The sequence below is a fragment of the Meridianimaribacter flavus genome (assembly GCF_004366715.1).
GTDB classification, from domain to species: Bacteria; Bacteroidota; Bacteroidia; order Flavobacteriales; family Flavobacteriaceae; genus Gaetbulibacter_B; species Gaetbulibacter_B jejuensis.
The window spans coordinates 205,141-220,658 of record NZ_SOQZ01000006.1 but is presented as its reverse complement, the minus strand read 5'-3'; the positions used below and the strand labels follow the sequence as shown (position 1 = coordinate 220,658).

The following is a 15,518-nucleotide window of genomic DNA, read 5'->3' as shown; positions in this document are numbered from 1 at the left end:
TTTTTATATTTGCAAAAACCCTCTTAATGAAACACCTATTTGCATTTTTTATGTTTGCTGTATTATTTTCAAGTTGTGACAACAACAGTAATAAAGCAAAGAAACTTGTTGATCTTATTCCAAGCAATGCTACTCTTGTTATAAAATCAAAAAACATTGAAGGTTTAAAAAGCGGACTAAAAAGCAATACGTTAATTGATAAGCTCTCAAGTTATTCTGAATTCAAAAATTTAGAGCAAAACTTCAAACCGCTGGATTATTTCAATCCAAACAGCGATGTTTTAATTTGCCTTAATAAAGATGCTAACGATAGTTTAGAATTTTCTGTTATTAGCAGATTTCATAAAGATATTTTTAAAACCGACTCTATTCCGAATATAATTTCAGAAACGGTTTCTTCAAAAACTAAATCTATAACTAAGTCTACTATTAACAATAAGATTATTTACAGCGCAATTGTTGATAGTATTTTTATTGCATCCAACAGGCTTAAGATTTTAGAGTCCTCTATTGAGAACAACAATACTGTTGATGACGAGTTTAGAAAAATTTACTCAACAACCGACAACTCTAAAACCTTTTCAATAATTTCAAAATCTAAAGGTCAAAACTACTTCCCAAAAGCTTTTGTTTCTGATTCTTTAAACAATTTACAGTTTAGCAATTATTTAATGCTGGATGTTGATGTGTTGCAAGACGATATTTTAAGCAACGGAATTACAAAAGCAACCGACTCATCACAAAGCTTAATAAACAGTTTTAAAGGTACATTTCCGCAAGAAAATTTGATTAGTAAAATTAGTCCAAAAGATACTGATGCATTTGTAAGTTACACGTTTAATGACATTAAAATTTTTAAAGAAAATTTAGATAAGTTCTACCCTAAAGATTCTACTGAAATTGAAACCGAAATTTTTGACAATATTATAGAGGTTGGCACACTATATTCTAACAATAAAACAGCAGTGTTTTTCAACTCATTAGACCCTACAACAACTGCTTCTAATTTAGACACATCCAACCCTATTGAAACCTATAGAGACATTGATGTTTACGAGTTTAAATCACCTGAATTAATCAGCAATTATTTCTCGCCTTTAATCACCAATTCTTCGGCTTCAAATTTTGTGAAAATTGAGGACTTTTTTGTATTTTCAAATGACATTGATTTTTTAAAAGAAATCATTTCAAATTATCAAAATAACACTACGCTTTTTGAACAAGATCATTACAGTCGTATTATGCAAAATTTAAGTGACGAAGCTTCTATTTTAATTTACGGAAATGCTTCAAGACTTAACACTGTTTTAAACACCAATTTTTCAGAAGAAAAAACCCTTGACTTATCAGGTTATCAATCGTCTGCAATTCAATATATTTATGACACCGATTTTGCGCATGTAAACGCTATTATTAAAAAGCACAAAGCAAAGCGTATTTCCAATAGTATTTCTGAAGAAACCACGATTACTTTAGAAGATGATTTACTTACCAATCCGCAACTAGTTACCAACCATACCAACAATCAAAAAGACATTGTTGTACAAGATGTAAAAAACAATCTTTACCTCATTTCTAACGATGGTAAAATTTATTGGAAAAAGCAGCTTGAAGGAAAAATACTTGGTACTATTGAGCAAATTGATAGCTATAAAAACGGTAGACTTCAACTGGTATTTGCTACTTCAAACAGAGTTTATGTTTTAGATAGAAATGGTAAAGACGTTTCTGGTTTTCCGTTGAAGTTTAATGACCAAATAACGCAACCGCTTTCAGTATTTGACTATGATAAAAAGAAAAACTACCGTTTGCTGGTTACACAAGGCAAATCGCTTTTAATGTATGATAAAGACGGAAAAATAGTTAAAGGCTTTACGTATAAAAAAGCACCAAGCACTATCAATACACAACCGCAACATTTTAGAATTGGAAACAAAGATTATATTGTGTTTTCACAAGGTAAAAAACTCGAAATCCTAGACAGAACAGGAAAAACAAGAGTTAAAGCAAGTACTGATATCGATTTTTCAAACAACAATATTTACCTATACAACAACAAGTTTACCACTACAACAAACAATGGTGTTTTAATACAAATTGACCAAAACGGTAAATTTAGTAGTGCTAATCTTAACTTAAAGGAAAACCATAAGCTTACCACAACCAGTAAGACCTTAGTTACTTTGTCTGAAAATAAACTAGACATAAAATCTAAAACGGTTGAGCTAGATTATGGCGAATACACTGAACCACAAATTTTCTACATTTACGATAAGATTTATGTCACCACTACCGATCTTCAATCCAAGAAAATTTACTTGTTTGACAGTCAAGCAAAGTCCATAGCCAATTTCCCTATTTATGGTAATTCAGCTATTGTATTGGATAATATTGATAAAGACCGAAATCTTGAAGTGGTAACCAAAGGCGACACCAACAGCATTATTTTGTATCAAATCAATTAATTAGCGTCATTTTCTTTGTATATAAAAATCAATTTTGTACTTTTAAAAACGCTATTAATCAATCAATTACAATACAATTTTTTCAAACACCTTTTATTAACTATACAGCGGACAATCCTCATGTAGGTGATGGTTTGTTATGAGATTATAGCAACCAAATCTCAAGTCCCTGAGTCTTCATTGCGCCAAAGGAAACTTTGGCGCTTTTTGTTTAAAATAACTCTAATTTTAGTACTATTGTATCCTTAAAAAAATACTATGATAAAGCGCAACAAAGCATCTATTTCAAAATGCATCTTACATAAAGTCGGTAATAAGTTCAACAGCACAAAAAACGCGTTTTCTGAGCAACTTATAGATTTTGACGAAGTTAGCTACGACCTTATTGTACCTTATCTTTTAAGACCTTTTACTAGCATAGCCGAAACCTACAGGTTCAATCATCATTCTAATATTGAGCTTAACGAAATCAACACCTACTCGTCTCAATTACTTAACGATGATAGCAACTTTATTGAAGTGTCAAAACACATTGTTACACATTTGTTTGAGCAAAGTAATTCTGCGCAAATAAAAACAGGAGATGTTATTGTGTGCATGCTTCATGATATACAGTATGAAGACTATGTGTGTGACGCTGTTGGTATTTTTAAAATTGAAAACAAAGCGCATTTTTTTCAAACCTATTTAGAAAACAATAGCTACGATATTATTGTACAAAAAGGCATTGCCACCAAAAAAGTTGATAAAGGCTGCATAATACTTAATACCGCTGATACCGAAGGTAAAATTGTGCTAAGTGTGGACAACAACAACTACGACACACAATACTGGATTAAAAGCTTTTTAAACGTTAAATATCCTGACGACTCTAACCAGCACACTAAAAACTATATCGAAATGTGCCGAGAGTTCTCTAAAGATGTAATGCAACCACAGTTCGGAGGTCAAGAGCAAAGTAACTTTTTAGCTAAAACGGTTGATTTTTTTAAGGAAAACGAAATTATAAACGTTGAAACCTTTAAAGAAGACGTCTTTGATGACGAAGATAGAATACAGCTTTTTGAAGACTACAAGAAAACCTATGAAAGCGACCATAACCTATTGCTGAGAAACCAGTTTGATGTCTCTGAGGTCGTACTTAAAAAGCAAAAACAAAAAATAAAAACCGAAATAAAGCTAGACACCAACATACAAATAAAACTAGATGTTGATGCTCCTGATGCTTCTGCCGAATATTTAGAAAGAGGCTATGATGAAGCTAAAAAAATGCACTATTACAAAGTGTTTTTTAACGAAGAAGGCTAAGCTTGACTTTATAAAAATTTTCAATTAACTTCGTCTAACAGTCGATGTAGTTTATTAAAACAATCCATATCTTTATGAAGTTGTAAGTAATATGAGAAACGCATTGTACTTGATAATTTCACTTCTATTCCTCGCTTCTTGCAGAGGAACAAAATACAATTGTGCGGAATTAAAATCAATAGAAAAAATACCAACCGAAACTCTTATTAAAACTGCTGACTCAATTTCTGAATTACGGAATCTTGTGTGGAAAGAAAAAGAGGAAATGGAAAAGAAAGGAATTATGATAGATTTTAGTTTTGAAAATCCAGTGTTTTTTGAACAAAACTGTAACTCGAAATCTGAATTAAAAGAAACTTATCATATTATAGGTTCAATGATAAAACACGAAAAAATAAAAGTCCGAATAATTGGAAATTCAGATTCTGTTGAGATTGAAAACAAGCCGAATTTATCACTCGAACGTGCTGAATTTATAAAAGCTATATTTATAAAAAATGGAATTGAAAAAAATCGGATAGAAATACTCGATGCAAAGTACGACAGACCTTTTGGGCCAAAAATGGAAAGTGGAAATAAAGAAAATAGACGAGTAGATTTTGAAATTATTGCTCAATAAAATACTGCTCACAACAACGTGTATAATTCATTGCTTCTACTCGCCTACACTTCTAAAAACACCTTTTTATTGTCTTCTTCATTAAAAATAAACAAGTACCCTTTTTAACTTCTATTTCAACCCTAAAAACCACTATTTCCCTGAAAATATTAGTGTTATATTAACAAAAAACAATAGCGTTTTTTAGTATATTCGTATTTCAATTTGCATATTTTAAGAAATCAATAAATAACACTAATTCAATACTTTACATTATGAAATCAATTCTTATTTTAGTTTTAGCACTTTTTTCGTTTAGTATTCAAGCTCAAGACACTGTTAAAGAAGGAGACGTTTTACGTATTGGTAAGGCTAGTGGCGAAAACTACTCACATGTAGATTTTCCACGTTTAAACACTTTAGTAAAAAGAGGTAGTGTAGCGTCTTACAAAAATGTAGTTGGTGAATTGGCAGTAGTGGAATCTGTAACTAAAAACAAAGACAACACTGTAAAAATCACTTTGAAATTAAAAAGCGGAAAGAAGTTTTTTAACTACTTAAACTCAGTTTCTGCCGATTATGATAAAGCTATAGCTTCAGGCGAGCTTAAGCAAGCCGCATATTAAACTGTAACCGTATTTAGTTCTGCCTCAAATAGAGTTGAAAAATGTTTTAATAATTTTTCCTTTACTTGAGGCATACTTATACGCTCTACGCCCAACTCTACATTAAGCGACGTTACAGCCTTTCCTCTTATACCACATGGTATAATGTTATCAAAATAGCCTAAATCGGCATTGACGTTAAGTGCAAAACCATGCATAGTTACCCAACGACTCGCTCTTACTCCCATTGCGCAAATTTTTCTTGCAAATGGCGTACCTACACCCAACCAAACACCTGTTTCACCAGGACTACGCTCTGCTTTTAAACCGTATTCGGCAAGCGTAAGAATAATCATTTCTTCTAGTAACCTCAGGTATTTATGAATATCGGTAAAAAAGTTATCTAAATCCAAAATAGGATAGCCAACAATTTGACCTGGTCCATGATAGGTAATATCTCCTCCTCTGTTTATTTTATAAAACGTAGCTCCTTTGTCTTTTAGCTGCTCCTCGTTTAAAAGAAGGTTAGACATATCACCACTTTTCCCTAAGGTGTACACATGAGGATGCTCTACAAACAAAAAATAATTGCTTGTAGGCTCGTTAGTAGCTTCTCTTCTATTGCGAATCTTTAGGTCTAAAATGCTTTTAAAAAGCTCTTCTTGGTAATCCCAAGTGTCTTTGTAGTCTTTTAAACCTAAGTCTTGTATGTCTATTGTTTTGTTCAAAAAATTAGTCTTCTAAAATTACTTCAACATCTAAAAGTGCAGGGTTTTTTAACGACTCCATAAAGTTAACTTCTAGAGTAAAACTTTTACGGTCTTCACTAAACAAGGCTGCTTCGTTTGATACTGATTTTATAGGTTTAGGGAAATGATAATTCAATGTATAGTTTGAAGTTGCAAACATCATTTCCATTGAGCTTAAACTATCCATAGCTTGTTGGTGTAGTTCTGTATCAATAATTTTAGCAGAACGCTTAAAAACACCTTTATTGAAAGTATATTTAATATCTGTAGCACTATTGCTTCCTAAGCTAGAAAACGGATTTGAAGCATCGGCAGGTTTCATTCCACCTTCACCTTGCATATTGCCAACACTGTTCATAGCTTGAAACATATCTTGCAGCTCACCAGCATCTTTAAAATCGGTTAGTAAATCAAACTTCATAACGCTAGTTTCAGTATCCATAAGCATGTGCATTTTAAAGTTCTCTAGAGCCTTAAGCTTATCTTGGTCTTCTTGCGGAAGCTTAGAAATACTATCTCTTTTTTCGTCTAAAAAGTCTTTAAACACAATGGTAGAATCCATTCGTTCAGTACCATCTTCTTTCATTTTTTCACCAGCCATTTGCATTAACTCTGAAGCATCCATGGAAAACTCCATTTTACCGCTTCCGTCTTCATTAATGTAAATGTTTTCAGAAAATTGACAACTTGTAAGGCAAACCATTGCCAGAGATACCACTAGTAGGAAAATTCTATTCATTGTATTGAATTTAGATTATGATTAGTGGTACAAAGATACGGTTTATTCTGCTTTAGAAAAAAGGCTTATCGATCAGGATTATTTAAGATAACTAAAGCTGCTATAACTCCAGGAACCCAACCACAAAGCCATAATAAAAACACGATAATTATTGAGCCACAACCTTTGTCTAAAACTGCCAAAGGTGGACAGATTATGGATAAAATTACTCTCCAAATACTCATTGATGATTAGTTTTAATGATTGATGTACTTATTTGACGTGCTATTTCAGCATTTGTTACAAATCAGTTATCCTTCATTCTTAATTTTAATAAAATATAAAGAAGTGTCAGTTCGAGTAATTTTTAGTTTATAAAAATTGTATCGAGAACTATTTATTAGTACAAATTCTAATTCTCGATACAAATTTTACAATTTATTATTGCAAAATTCACTCGAATTGACAAATTTGCCCTTAAGCGCAATAAGGTTTAATTTTTTTTATAGTAGATTCGTGACATGAGGTTTAAAGCACTTTTTGTAGCCTTCGTTTTGATGTCGTTTTATGGTAAAGCGCAGCATTTATTTTCTGGTCAAATTGATAAAGCTCATTGGCACGAAAATGTGTACTTATCTGTTATTGAAGACTACAGAAAAATTTCAGGTGTATATCCTGAACAAATTATAGCTAAGGTTACAGCAGATTCTTTAGGTTATTTTCAGTTTACAGGAAATCAGCTAGAAAACGAACATCGCATTTACAGAATTCATGTTGACAATTGCATTGAAAACGAGCAAGACGCCAACCATTTTAGCGGACATTGCGATGATAGCAAAGAAATTGTATTTATCGCTAAACACAACGACACCATTAATTTTCCGTTTTCTTTTAATAAACAAATGTTTTGCGATGTAAAATCTGACAACGAACAAGCTAATGCGTTTATAAAAATTGACTCGCTTAAAGAAGACATGCGTTTTGCTTTTGGTGAATTTAGAAGTGAAGCCAACCGTAAACTGAACAACAAAAAGTGGTTTAAAACACTACAGGATTATGGCAAACAACTTAACGAGCCAATTGCTGAGCTTTACATTTATGCATTCCTCTCAGAAAGAAGTAATAGTGTACATAGTTACTATCTTGAAGATTTAAAAAACAACAACTACTACGACGATTTATTGACTCGTTTAGAAGCGCGTTATCCAAACTCGCCTTATACCAAACAATATAGGAGCGAGCTAACTTCAGATGAATACATACTATCCAACACCAGCGAAAATTCTAACTTTAATTGGACCTATTTGCTCTATCTTTTATTAGCGATTTCTATCCTTGGGAACTTATGGTTTTGGTTAAAACTGAAAGCCAGTAAAAGTCAATTCAATAAAACAACTAAAGAACAACTTACCAATCAAGAGCAAAAAATATTAGACTTATTGCTTAACGATAACACTAATAAAGAGATTGCTGAAAGCCTTTTTGTGAGTTTAAGTACAGTAAAAACACATATAAACAACATTTACCGAAAGCTAAACGTACAATCTAGAGACGAAGCTAAATCGCTATTTAACAAATAGTTAATGAAATTCAAACCAGGTACTAGTACTCATTTCAAACCCTAAAAATGTTCTTTTTTTAATTGTAATGTTGATGTTTGCGAAAGTATTAATCAAAAACAAACATTATGAATTATTCAACATTACAAAACAAGAACAACAGTTTAATTTTAAAATTATCATTAGTTGTTTGCTTACTTATCTCAGGATTCGGTTTTGCACAAGAGACAGCAAAAGCTGGTCAACTTACTTTTGAAACAGAAGAAATCGACTACGGAACAATTGCACAACATGCTGATGGAGAACGCACGTTTAAGTTTACCAATACAGGTGAAGCTCCAATAGTAATTTCAAATGTAAAAACCTCTTGTGGTTGCACAGTTCCTGAGTATTCAAGAACTCCTATTTTACCTGGTGAAACAAGTGAAATTACGGTAAAATACGCTACTAACAGACTAGGAGTATTCAAAAAAACAATTACAGTAATGTCTAACGCAAATCAACCTACTAAAGTCCTTAAAATTAAAGGTGAAGTTCTAAAGAGTGATACTGAAGGATAATTATTAAAAACCGTTTGACACTTTTTAGAGTCAAAATGTTAAATCAACCTAAAAAGTTGCGTGCTAGTTGTGTTAAAAAATGTAATTTTGCATTTCAAAATCAAATAGCATGCAGCTTTCAGAACAAGAATTAGTAAGAAGAGAGAAACTCAACAAACTTCGCGATTTGGGAATCAACCCATATCCAGCAGATTTATATCCAGTAAACCATACCTCAAAACAAATAAAATCTGATTTTGAAGAAGGTAAAAAAGTAATTATTGCTGGTCGCTTAATGTCTCGTCGTATACAAGGAAGTGCTAGTTTTGCTGAATTACAAGATAGCGAAGGTCGCATCCAAGTTTATTTTAACAGAGATGAAATTTGCTCTGGTGACGACAAATCAAAATATAACGACGTTTACAAAAAGCTTCTAGATATAGGAGACTTTATTGGTGTTGAAGGCACACTTTTTAAAACCAAAGTAGGCGAAAAAACTGTAATGGTAAACGACTTTACCTTACTTAGTAAAGCGCTTAAACCATTACCACAACCACGTGTAGATGCTGACGGTAAAGTTCATGACGCATTTACCGATCCTGAACAACGTTACAGACAACGTTATGCTGATTTAGTGGTAAATCCTCATGTAAAAGAAGTATTCGTTAAGCGTACAAAATTGTTTAACGCTATGCGTCAGTTTTTTAATAACGCTGGTTATTTTGAGGTTGAAACTCCTATTTTACAACCTATTCCTGGTGGTGCAGCTGCAAGACCTTTTGTAACACATCATAATAGTTTAGACATTCCGCTATACATGCGTATTGCTAACGAGTTATACTTAAAGCGTTTAATTGTTGGTGGTTTTGAAGGTGTATATGAGTTTTCTAAAAACTTCCGTAACGAAGGTATGGATCGTACTCATAATCCTGAGTTTACAGCTATGGAGATTTATGTGTCTTACAAAGACTACAACTGGATGATGGATTTCTGTGAGCAATTACTAGAGCATTGTGCTGTTGCAGTAAACGGAACTCCTGAAGCTACTTTTGGAGAGCATAACATAAGCTTTAAAGCACCTTACAAGCGTATTACAATGCGCGATTCTATCTTAGAATTTACAGGTTTTGATATTTATAATAAGACTGAAGACGAGATTCGAACTGCTGCAAAAGACATGGGAATTGAAGTTGATGACACCATGGGTAAAGGTAAGTTGATTGATGAAATTTTTGGTGAAAAGTGTGAAGGCAACTACATACAACCAACCTTCATTACAGACTATCCAAAAGAGATGAGCCCATTATGTAAAGAACATAGAGAAAACCCTGAGTTAACTGAGCGTTTTGAACTTATGGTTTGCGGTAAAGAAATTGCAAACGCTTACTCTGAGTTAAACGACCCAATTGACCAAAAAGAACGTTTTGAGCATCAATTAAAGCTAGCTCAAAAAGGAGATGACGAAGCTACTGAGTTTATAGATTACGACTTTTTACGTGCGTTAGAATATGGTATGCCACCAACTTCAGGAATGGGAATTGGTATGGACCGTTTAATCATGTTCTTAACCAACAATCAAAGTATTCAAGAAGTATTATTCTTCCCTCAAATGAAACCTGAAAAAAAACAGGTAGAAATGACTGAGGAAGAAAAACTAGTATTCAATATTCTAAAGTCTAACTCTCCAATTGACCTTAATGAGTTAAAAACTCAGTCTGCACTTAGCAACAAAAAATGGGACAAAACCATTAAAGGATTAACTGGTAAAAAGTTAGCTAAAGTTAATAAAACTGATGACAGCCTATTGGTTGAATTAGCTTAAAAAACTAACACTATAATTTATTAAAAAGAACCGTTTATTAGCGGTTCTTTTTTTATGTATAAACTAAAAGAAAACATTTTAACAGCTCTTTTTGAGGAAAAAAACTCGCACAACACCGATTTAAACTGCTCATTAACAACTTTTTTTATTACATTCGCTCAGCTATTAATCAATTTTTAACCCAAACAATGAAAAAACTTAGTCTAGCTTTAATGCTTATGTCATTATTTTTTTCGTGTAATAATGACGATGACCAAATTACAGTTCCTGAGTGTATAACTCCCTACAACTTAACCGAAACCAATATTACATATCAATCAGCTATAGCGCATTGGGAAGACGACAATGTAGATGCTGTTTACAAAATTGAATTTGGTGTTAGTGGATTTCAATTAGGCACAGGACAATCATTTACAATTTATGATAACTCCTACTTATTTACAGGCTTATCAGCTAATACAACTTATGATTACTACGTAAAAACCATTTGCGACGTCAGTAACGAGAGTATTTTATCCAGTGTAAAAAGTTTTACTACGCTACCTAATCCTGTGATTCCTGAGTTTAAACCTACACTTTCTGAATTAAATCTTTTTAGTGGAAATTTATCCAATTTACAACCTAGCACTTATACTTTTGAGTACCAATTACATTCAGCACTTTACACTGATTACGCTCATAAACAAAGGCTAATAGCTTTACCGCTTGGTGAAGAAATGATATACAATGGAGATGGCTTACCGCTTTTCCCTGACAATACTGTTATTGCAAAAACCTTTTATTACAATGTTGACGACAGAGACGAGTCTCTAGGAAGAAACATTATTGAAACTAGAATTCTTATAAAATTAAATGGCGAATGGGAAGCTGGTAATTATGTTTGGAATGAAGCACAAACAGAAGCTTATCTAGACAATGATGGTTTAGAACTTCCTGTAAGTTGGATTGACAATAACGGAGATACTAAAAATGTTAATTATAAAGTACCATCTTATGATGATTGCTTTACTTGTCACCAAACTTATGGAGCAATGACTCCAATAGGACCAAAATTAAGAACACTTAATTTTAGCGTTGATGATGTTAACCAACTTCAAGCATTAAAAGACAGAATGTTTCTTGCAGGTCTTTCTGACCCTAGTACAGTAAGCACATTACCTAATTGGGAAGACTCTTCTTTATCAACTCAAAAGCGTGTTAGAGCTTACTTTGATGTAAACTGCGCGCATTGTCATTCAGCTGGTGGTTTCCATAACGAAAGTTATTATGAAGCATTAAACTTAGACTACGAATCAGATTTTGAAGATACTTTTATTTACGAAAGACGCTATAGCATAATGGCAAGAATTCAAACTTCAATTGAAGGTTACAGCATGCCTTTTATAGGTGTTACAACACCTCATCAAGAAGCGTTAGATTTAATTATACCATACCTAGAAACCCTAGAATAAAAATAAACTTCACAAATAAAAAAGCAGCTATAAATCAATAGCTGCTTTTTTTATATAACACTAATTTAACGTTAAAAAAATACTAAAAAACTCTAAAAGACCTCTAAAAATTTTCAAGTATTCCGTATTTTCACGCATCTTAATTTAAAACCAACATATTTTGAAACGATTTTCTATTAAATTGCTTTTTGTTGCAACAGCGTTCCTAGCGTTCTCTTGTTCAACAACAAAAAAAGCAAGCAAATCAAAAACCTCAGCAAGTGCTTCAGCCAAAGCACCTTCTAAAAAACCAGGAAAAAACGACCCACAACCTTACAGTAAAGTAATCACAAAAGATGCTAAAAGTGATGCTGGTCTATTTACAGTTCATCAAGTTGATGAAAGTTTCTTTTATGAAATCCCAGATTCTCTGTTTGAGCGTGAAATGTTAATGGTAACAAGAATAGCTAAAACTGCTAGTGGACTAGGTTTTGGTGGTGGAAAACAAAACGAACAAGTATTACGTTGGCAAAAGAAAGGTAACAAAGTAATTTTAAGAGTAGTATCTTACAATGTTGTTGCTGCTGACTCACTTCCAGTGCATGAAGCTGTAGTAAACTCAAACTTTGAGCCTGTATTATTTACGTTTCCTGTAAAAGCTATTGGAAAAGACTCTACAAGTACAGTAATTGACGCATCTCCTTTATTTGAAAAAGATGTAAAAGCTTTAGGACTACCACAGTTTAGAAGAAGTGGTTATAAAGTTTCTAGAATGGAAAGCGACAAATCTTTTATTGAATCTATTAAAAGTTACCCTCACAACATTGAAGCTAGACACGTAAAAACGTATGCAGCTGGAAATCCGCCTTCAAACTCTAGCACAGGAACTATTTCATTAGAAATCAACAACTCAATGATTTTGTTACCAGACAACCCAATGAAGCGTCGTTATTTTGACGAGCGTGTTGGATGGTTTACAAGCACTCAAACAGATTACGGACTTGGTGACCAAAGAAGTAAAACTCTTGAATACTTAGACCGTTGGAGACTAGAAGTAAAAGACGAAGACATTGAAAAGTTTAAAAGAGGAGAATTAGTTGTTCCTAAAAAACAAATTGTATACTACATTGATAGAGCAACTCCTGTAAAGTGGAGAAAATATATTAAACAAGGAATCGAAGATTGGCAAGTAGCTTTTGAAGCAGCCGGTTTTAAAGAAGCTATTATAGCAAAAGATCCTCCATCTGTTGAGGAAGACCCAGAATGGAGTCCTGAAGACGTTAGATATTCTGTAGTACGTTATTTAGCATCTCCAATTCCAAATGCAAATGGACCTCACGTAAGTGACCCAAGAACAGGAGAAATTTTAGAAAGTGATATTAACTGGTACCACAACGTTATGTCTTTATTACGTGGTTGGTTCTTTGTACAAACTGCCGCTATCAACCCAGATGCTCAAAGCCCAGAGTTTAGAGATGAAGTTATGGGACGTTTAATTCGTTTCGTATCTGCTCATGAGGTTGGTCATACTTTAGGATTACCACACAACATGGGAAGTAGTGTTGCTTACCCAGTTGAAAAATTAAGAGACGCTGAATTTACTCAAAAGTATGGTACAGCTCCTTCTATTATGGATTATGCACGTTTTAACTACGTTGCGCAACCAGGAGATGAAGGTGTTGCATTAATGCCAAACATTGGTGTTTATGATAAATATGCTATTGAATGGGGTTACAGACCTATTTTAGATAAAACTGCTGAAGAAGAAAAACCAATCTTAAACAGTTGGATTACTAAGCATGCTGGTGACCCAATGTACAGATTTGGACACCAACAAGTAGGTGATATTCACGACCCAAGCTCTCAAACAGAAGATTTAGGTGACGACGCTATGTTAGCAAGTGAATATGGTATTAAAAACTTAAAACGTATTGTACCAAACTTAATCACATGGACAACTGAAGCTGGAGAAGATTATGATGACTTACAAGAAATGTACGGTCATGTAGTGTCTCAGTTTAACCGTTACATGGGACACGTATCTAATAATATTGGTGGTGTATATGAGCATTACAAAACTGCTGAACAAGATGGTGTTGTTTATACTGCAGTACCTAAAGACCACCAAAAACGTGCAATGAAGTTTATACAAGAAAACTTATTTGATACTCCAGACTGGTTAATTGACAAAAACATTTTTGATCGTATTGAGTATTCAGGTTCTGTTGACCGTGTTAGAGGAATACAAGTAAGAACATTAAACAACATTATGAGCTTAGGTAAAATGCAACGTTTAACCGAAGCTGAAACATACAATGGCAACAATGCATATTCGTTAACAGACATGATGAAAGATATGCGTTCAGGTATTTGGAGTGAATTACGTACAGGTAGAAAAATTGATACTTACAGACGTAATTTACAACGTGCTCATATTGATAGACTAGGCTATTTAATGACTGCTGACAGTCAAAGAAAAGCTCCTGATTTTGGAGGATACCAAAAGTCTACTGCTGTTAACACAAGTCAGTCAGATATTAGAGCAGTTGTAAGAGCTGAGTTAAAATCACTTCGTAGCCAATTACGTTCGGCTCGTGGTGCTGATGAAATGAGTAGAATTCATATTGCTGATGCCTTAGAGCGTATTGATGCAATTTTAAATCCGAATGGATAATTTACATTAGTAATTAATAACTGAAAAAGCTCCAGAATTATCTGGAGTTTTTTTTATACAATAATAGCATAAATCAACAGTTAAATAGTAATGATGAAGCTTATCAAAAAGTATCGTAACTTCCTTTTAATAGTCTTTGTTATACTGCTTTTAATTCATTTTGTTTTAAAAGACAATTTCCCTTTAATCAGCACTGTATTTTACAGCACACCTCTTATAACCATTATCTTTTCAGGGATTACTTTATGCTTTATTTTTTATAGAAAAAGAAAACTAGCTCTGCTTCTTTCAGCTTTATTAACTCTATTAACTTTCTATTTTTTCAACAACTACCACTTCAACAATAAAGCAAGCGTTAAAAACACAACATCATTAGTATTTTGGAATGTAGCTAAAAAAGAACATTTTCCTATTGAAATAATTTCTAATATCATTCGCGAACATAACCCAAATATTCTATCATTTGTTGAAGCTATAGATGTTTCAAACGATGACTTAAACACTCTTAACAAATTACATTCTGAGTTTGAATTTAAAGTTTTGAAAGGAAACATGCTCATTGGAATTAAAGGTTCAATTATTGAAACCAATTATCTTTCTAAAAGTGATAACTACAGGTTCAACATTATTAAAGCCTTAGTGAAAAATAAAGAGCTTTCTATTTTAATGACTGATCTTTATGCAAGTCCGTTAAAAGACAAAACAGAAGCGTTTGAACAAATAGCACTTTACAACAAAACACACTCATTTGATTTTATTCTAGGTGATTTCAATACACCTTATGAAAGCATTCATTTTAAACAGCTTAAAAACAACTTTACTAGTTTCCACTCAAAAAGCAATGGTTTTACAGCTACATGGCCTTTTGGTATTCCATTGTTGGAGTTAGATCAAATTTGGATTTCAAAGAAATTCAACCCTATAAAGCTAAACAAACACTACTTTCAAAATTCATCTGACCACGCTTTATTAGTTGCATCATACCAATAAATAAAACTTAAGTATTGAAACAAAAAAAGCTCTAGGTTTCCCTAAAGCTTTCTTTTATATT

At 32.8% G+C, this 15,518-nt stretch carries 13 protein-coding genes; 10 read left to right on the top strand and 3 right to left on the bottom strand.

Annotated features, from left to right (window positions below):
• Positions 1-26: 26 nt before the first annotated feature.
• The 4 genes from A8975_RS12915 to A8975_RS12900 all read left to right on the top strand — a co-directional run bounded on the left by A8975_RS12915 (position 27) and on the right by A8975_RS12900 (position 4,997).
• Positions 27-2,465, top strand: coding sequence for a DUF3352 domain-containing protein (locus A8975_RS12915; protein ID WP_134201005.1), 2,439 nt, complete (start codon positions 27-29; stop codon positions 2,463-2,465).
• Between the two features lie 258 nt (positions 2,466-2,723).
• Positions 2,724-3,773 carry a nucleoid-associated protein gene (locus A8975_RS12910; protein ID WP_131508991.1) on the top strand — a complete coding sequence of 350 codons (1,050 nt, stop codon included), beginning with the start codon at positions 2,724-2,726 and terminating at the stop codon, positions 3,771-3,773.
• Between the two features lie 109 nt (positions 3,774-3,882).
• Positions 3,883-4,392 (top strand): OmpA family protein, encoded by a 510-nt coding sequence (locus A8975_RS12905; RefSeq protein WP_161566760.1) that lies wholly within the window; start codon positions 3,883-3,885, stop codon positions 4,390-4,392.
• Positions 4,393-4,646: 254 nt separating this feature from the next.
• Positions 4,647-4,997 (top strand): hypothetical protein, encoded by a 351-nt coding sequence (locus A8975_RS12900; protein ID WP_134201003.1) that lies wholly within the window; start codon positions 4,647-4,649, stop codon positions 4,995-4,997.
• On the opposite strand, the gene lipB is transcribed toward A8975_RS12900, so the two are convergent.
• The 3 genes from lipB to A8975_RS12885 form a co-directional block, all read right to left on the bottom strand.
• Positions 4,994-5,704, bottom strand: coding sequence for a lipoyl(octanoyl) transferase LipB (gene lipB / locus A8975_RS12895; protein WP_131508988.1), 711 nt, complete (start codon positions 5,702-5,704; stop codon positions 4,994-4,996). The two genes, A8975_RS12900 and lipB, sit on opposite strands and share 4 nt — an antisense overlap.
• A 4-nt stretch (positions 5,705-5,708) precedes the next feature.
• A complete protein-coding gene (locus A8975_RS12890; RefSeq protein ID WP_131508987.1) occupies positions 5,709-6,464 on the bottom strand; it encodes a hypothetical protein in 756 nt (251 codons plus the stop codon).
• 65 nt (positions 6,465-6,529) lie between these two features.
• Positions 6,530-6,688: a YqaE/Pmp3 family membrane protein gene (locus A8975_RS12885; RefSeq protein WP_129761015.1), complete on the bottom strand. Its 159-nt coding sequence runs from the start codon at positions 6,686-6,688 to the stop codon at positions 6,530-6,532.
• Positions 6,689-6,964: 276 nt separating this feature from the next.
• Here A8975_RS12885 and A8975_RS12880 point away from each other — a divergent pair, with 276 nt between their 5' ends.
• From A8975_RS12880 to A8975_RS12855, 6 genes are all read left to right on the top strand, one after another.
• Positions 6,965-8,023: a helix-turn-helix domain-containing protein gene (locus A8975_RS12880; protein ID WP_131508986.1), complete on the top strand. Its 1,059-nt coding sequence runs from the start codon at positions 6,965-6,967 to the stop codon at positions 8,021-8,023.
• 107 nt (positions 8,024-8,130) lie between these two features.
• Positions 8,131-8,562 (top strand): DUF1573 domain-containing protein, encoded by a 432-nt coding sequence (locus tag A8975_RS12875; RefSeq protein ID WP_131508985.1) that lies wholly within the window; start codon positions 8,131-8,133, stop codon positions 8,560-8,562.
• A 109-nt stretch (positions 8,563-8,671) separates the two neighbouring features.
• On the top strand, positions 8,672-10,363 hold the full coding sequence (lysS, locus tag A8975_RS12870; RefSeq protein ID WP_134201001.1) for a lysine--tRNA ligase: 1,692 nt from the start codon (positions 8,672-8,674) through the stop codon (positions 10,361-10,363).
• A gap of 188 nt (positions 10,364-10,551) precedes the next feature.
• The gene (locus tag A8975_RS12865) at positions 10,552-11,814 is read left to right on the top strand and encodes a hypothetical protein (protein WP_243832987.1); all 1,263 of its coding nucleotides are present in this window, start codon (positions 10,552-10,554) and stop codon (positions 11,812-11,814) included.
• Positions 11,815-11,971: 157 nt separating this feature from the next.
• Positions 11,972-14,467 (top strand): zinc-dependent metalloprotease, encoded by a 2,496-nt coding sequence (locus tag A8975_RS12860; protein WP_134200999.1) that lies wholly within the window; start codon positions 11,972-11,974, stop codon positions 14,465-14,467.
• A 90-nt stretch (positions 14,468-14,557) separates the two neighbouring features.
• Positions 14,558-15,457 (top strand): endonuclease/exonuclease/phosphatase family protein, encoded by a 900-nt coding sequence (locus A8975_RS12855; protein WP_134200997.1) that lies wholly within the window; start codon positions 14,558-14,560, stop codon positions 15,455-15,457.
• Positions 15,458-15,518 lie beyond the last annotated feature (61 nt).

What these genes read in the sequence shown, in the direction of transcription:
- A8975_RS12885 (WP_129761015.1), bottom strand. Translation starts at nt 6,688, where the DNA reads ATGAGTATTTGGAGAGTAATTTTATCCATAATCTGTCCACCTTTGGCA.
- A8975_RS12910 (WP_131508991.1), top strand. Translation starts at nt 2,724, where the DNA reads ATGATAAAGCGCAACAAAGCATCTATTTCAAAATGCATCTTACATAAA.
- A8975_RS12890 (WP_131508987.1), bottom strand. Translation starts at nt 6,464, where the DNA reads ATGAATAGAATTTTCCTACTAGTGGTATCTCTGGCAATGGTTTGCCTT.
- A8975_RS12880 (WP_131508986.1), top strand. Translation starts at nt 6,965, where the DNA reads ATGAGGTTTAAAGCACTTTTTGTAGCCTTCGTTTTGATGTCGTTTTAT.
- lysS (WP_134201001.1), top strand. Translation starts at nt 8,672, where the DNA reads ATGCAGCTTTCAGAACAAGAATTAGTAAGAAGAGAGAAACTCAACAAA.
- A8975_RS12900 (WP_134201003.1), top strand. Translation starts at nt 4,647, where the DNA reads ATGAAATCAATTCTTATTTTAGTTTTAGCACTTTTTTCGTTTAGTATT.
- A8975_RS12865 (WP_243832987.1), top strand. Translation starts at nt 10,552, where the DNA reads ATGAAAAAACTTAGTCTAGCTTTAATGCTTATGTCATTATTTTTTTCG.
- A8975_RS12875 (WP_131508985.1), top strand. Translation starts at nt 8,131, where the DNA reads ATGAATTATTCAACATTACAAAACAAGAACAACAGTTTAATTTTAAAA.
- A8975_RS12855 (WP_134200997.1), top strand. Translation starts at nt 14,558, where the DNA reads ATGATGAAGCTTATCAAAAAGTATCGTAACTTCCTTTTAATAGTCTTT.
- A8975_RS12915 (WP_134201005.1), top strand. Translation starts at nt 27, where the DNA reads ATGAAACACCTATTTGCATTTTTTATGTTTGCTGTATTATTTTCAAGT.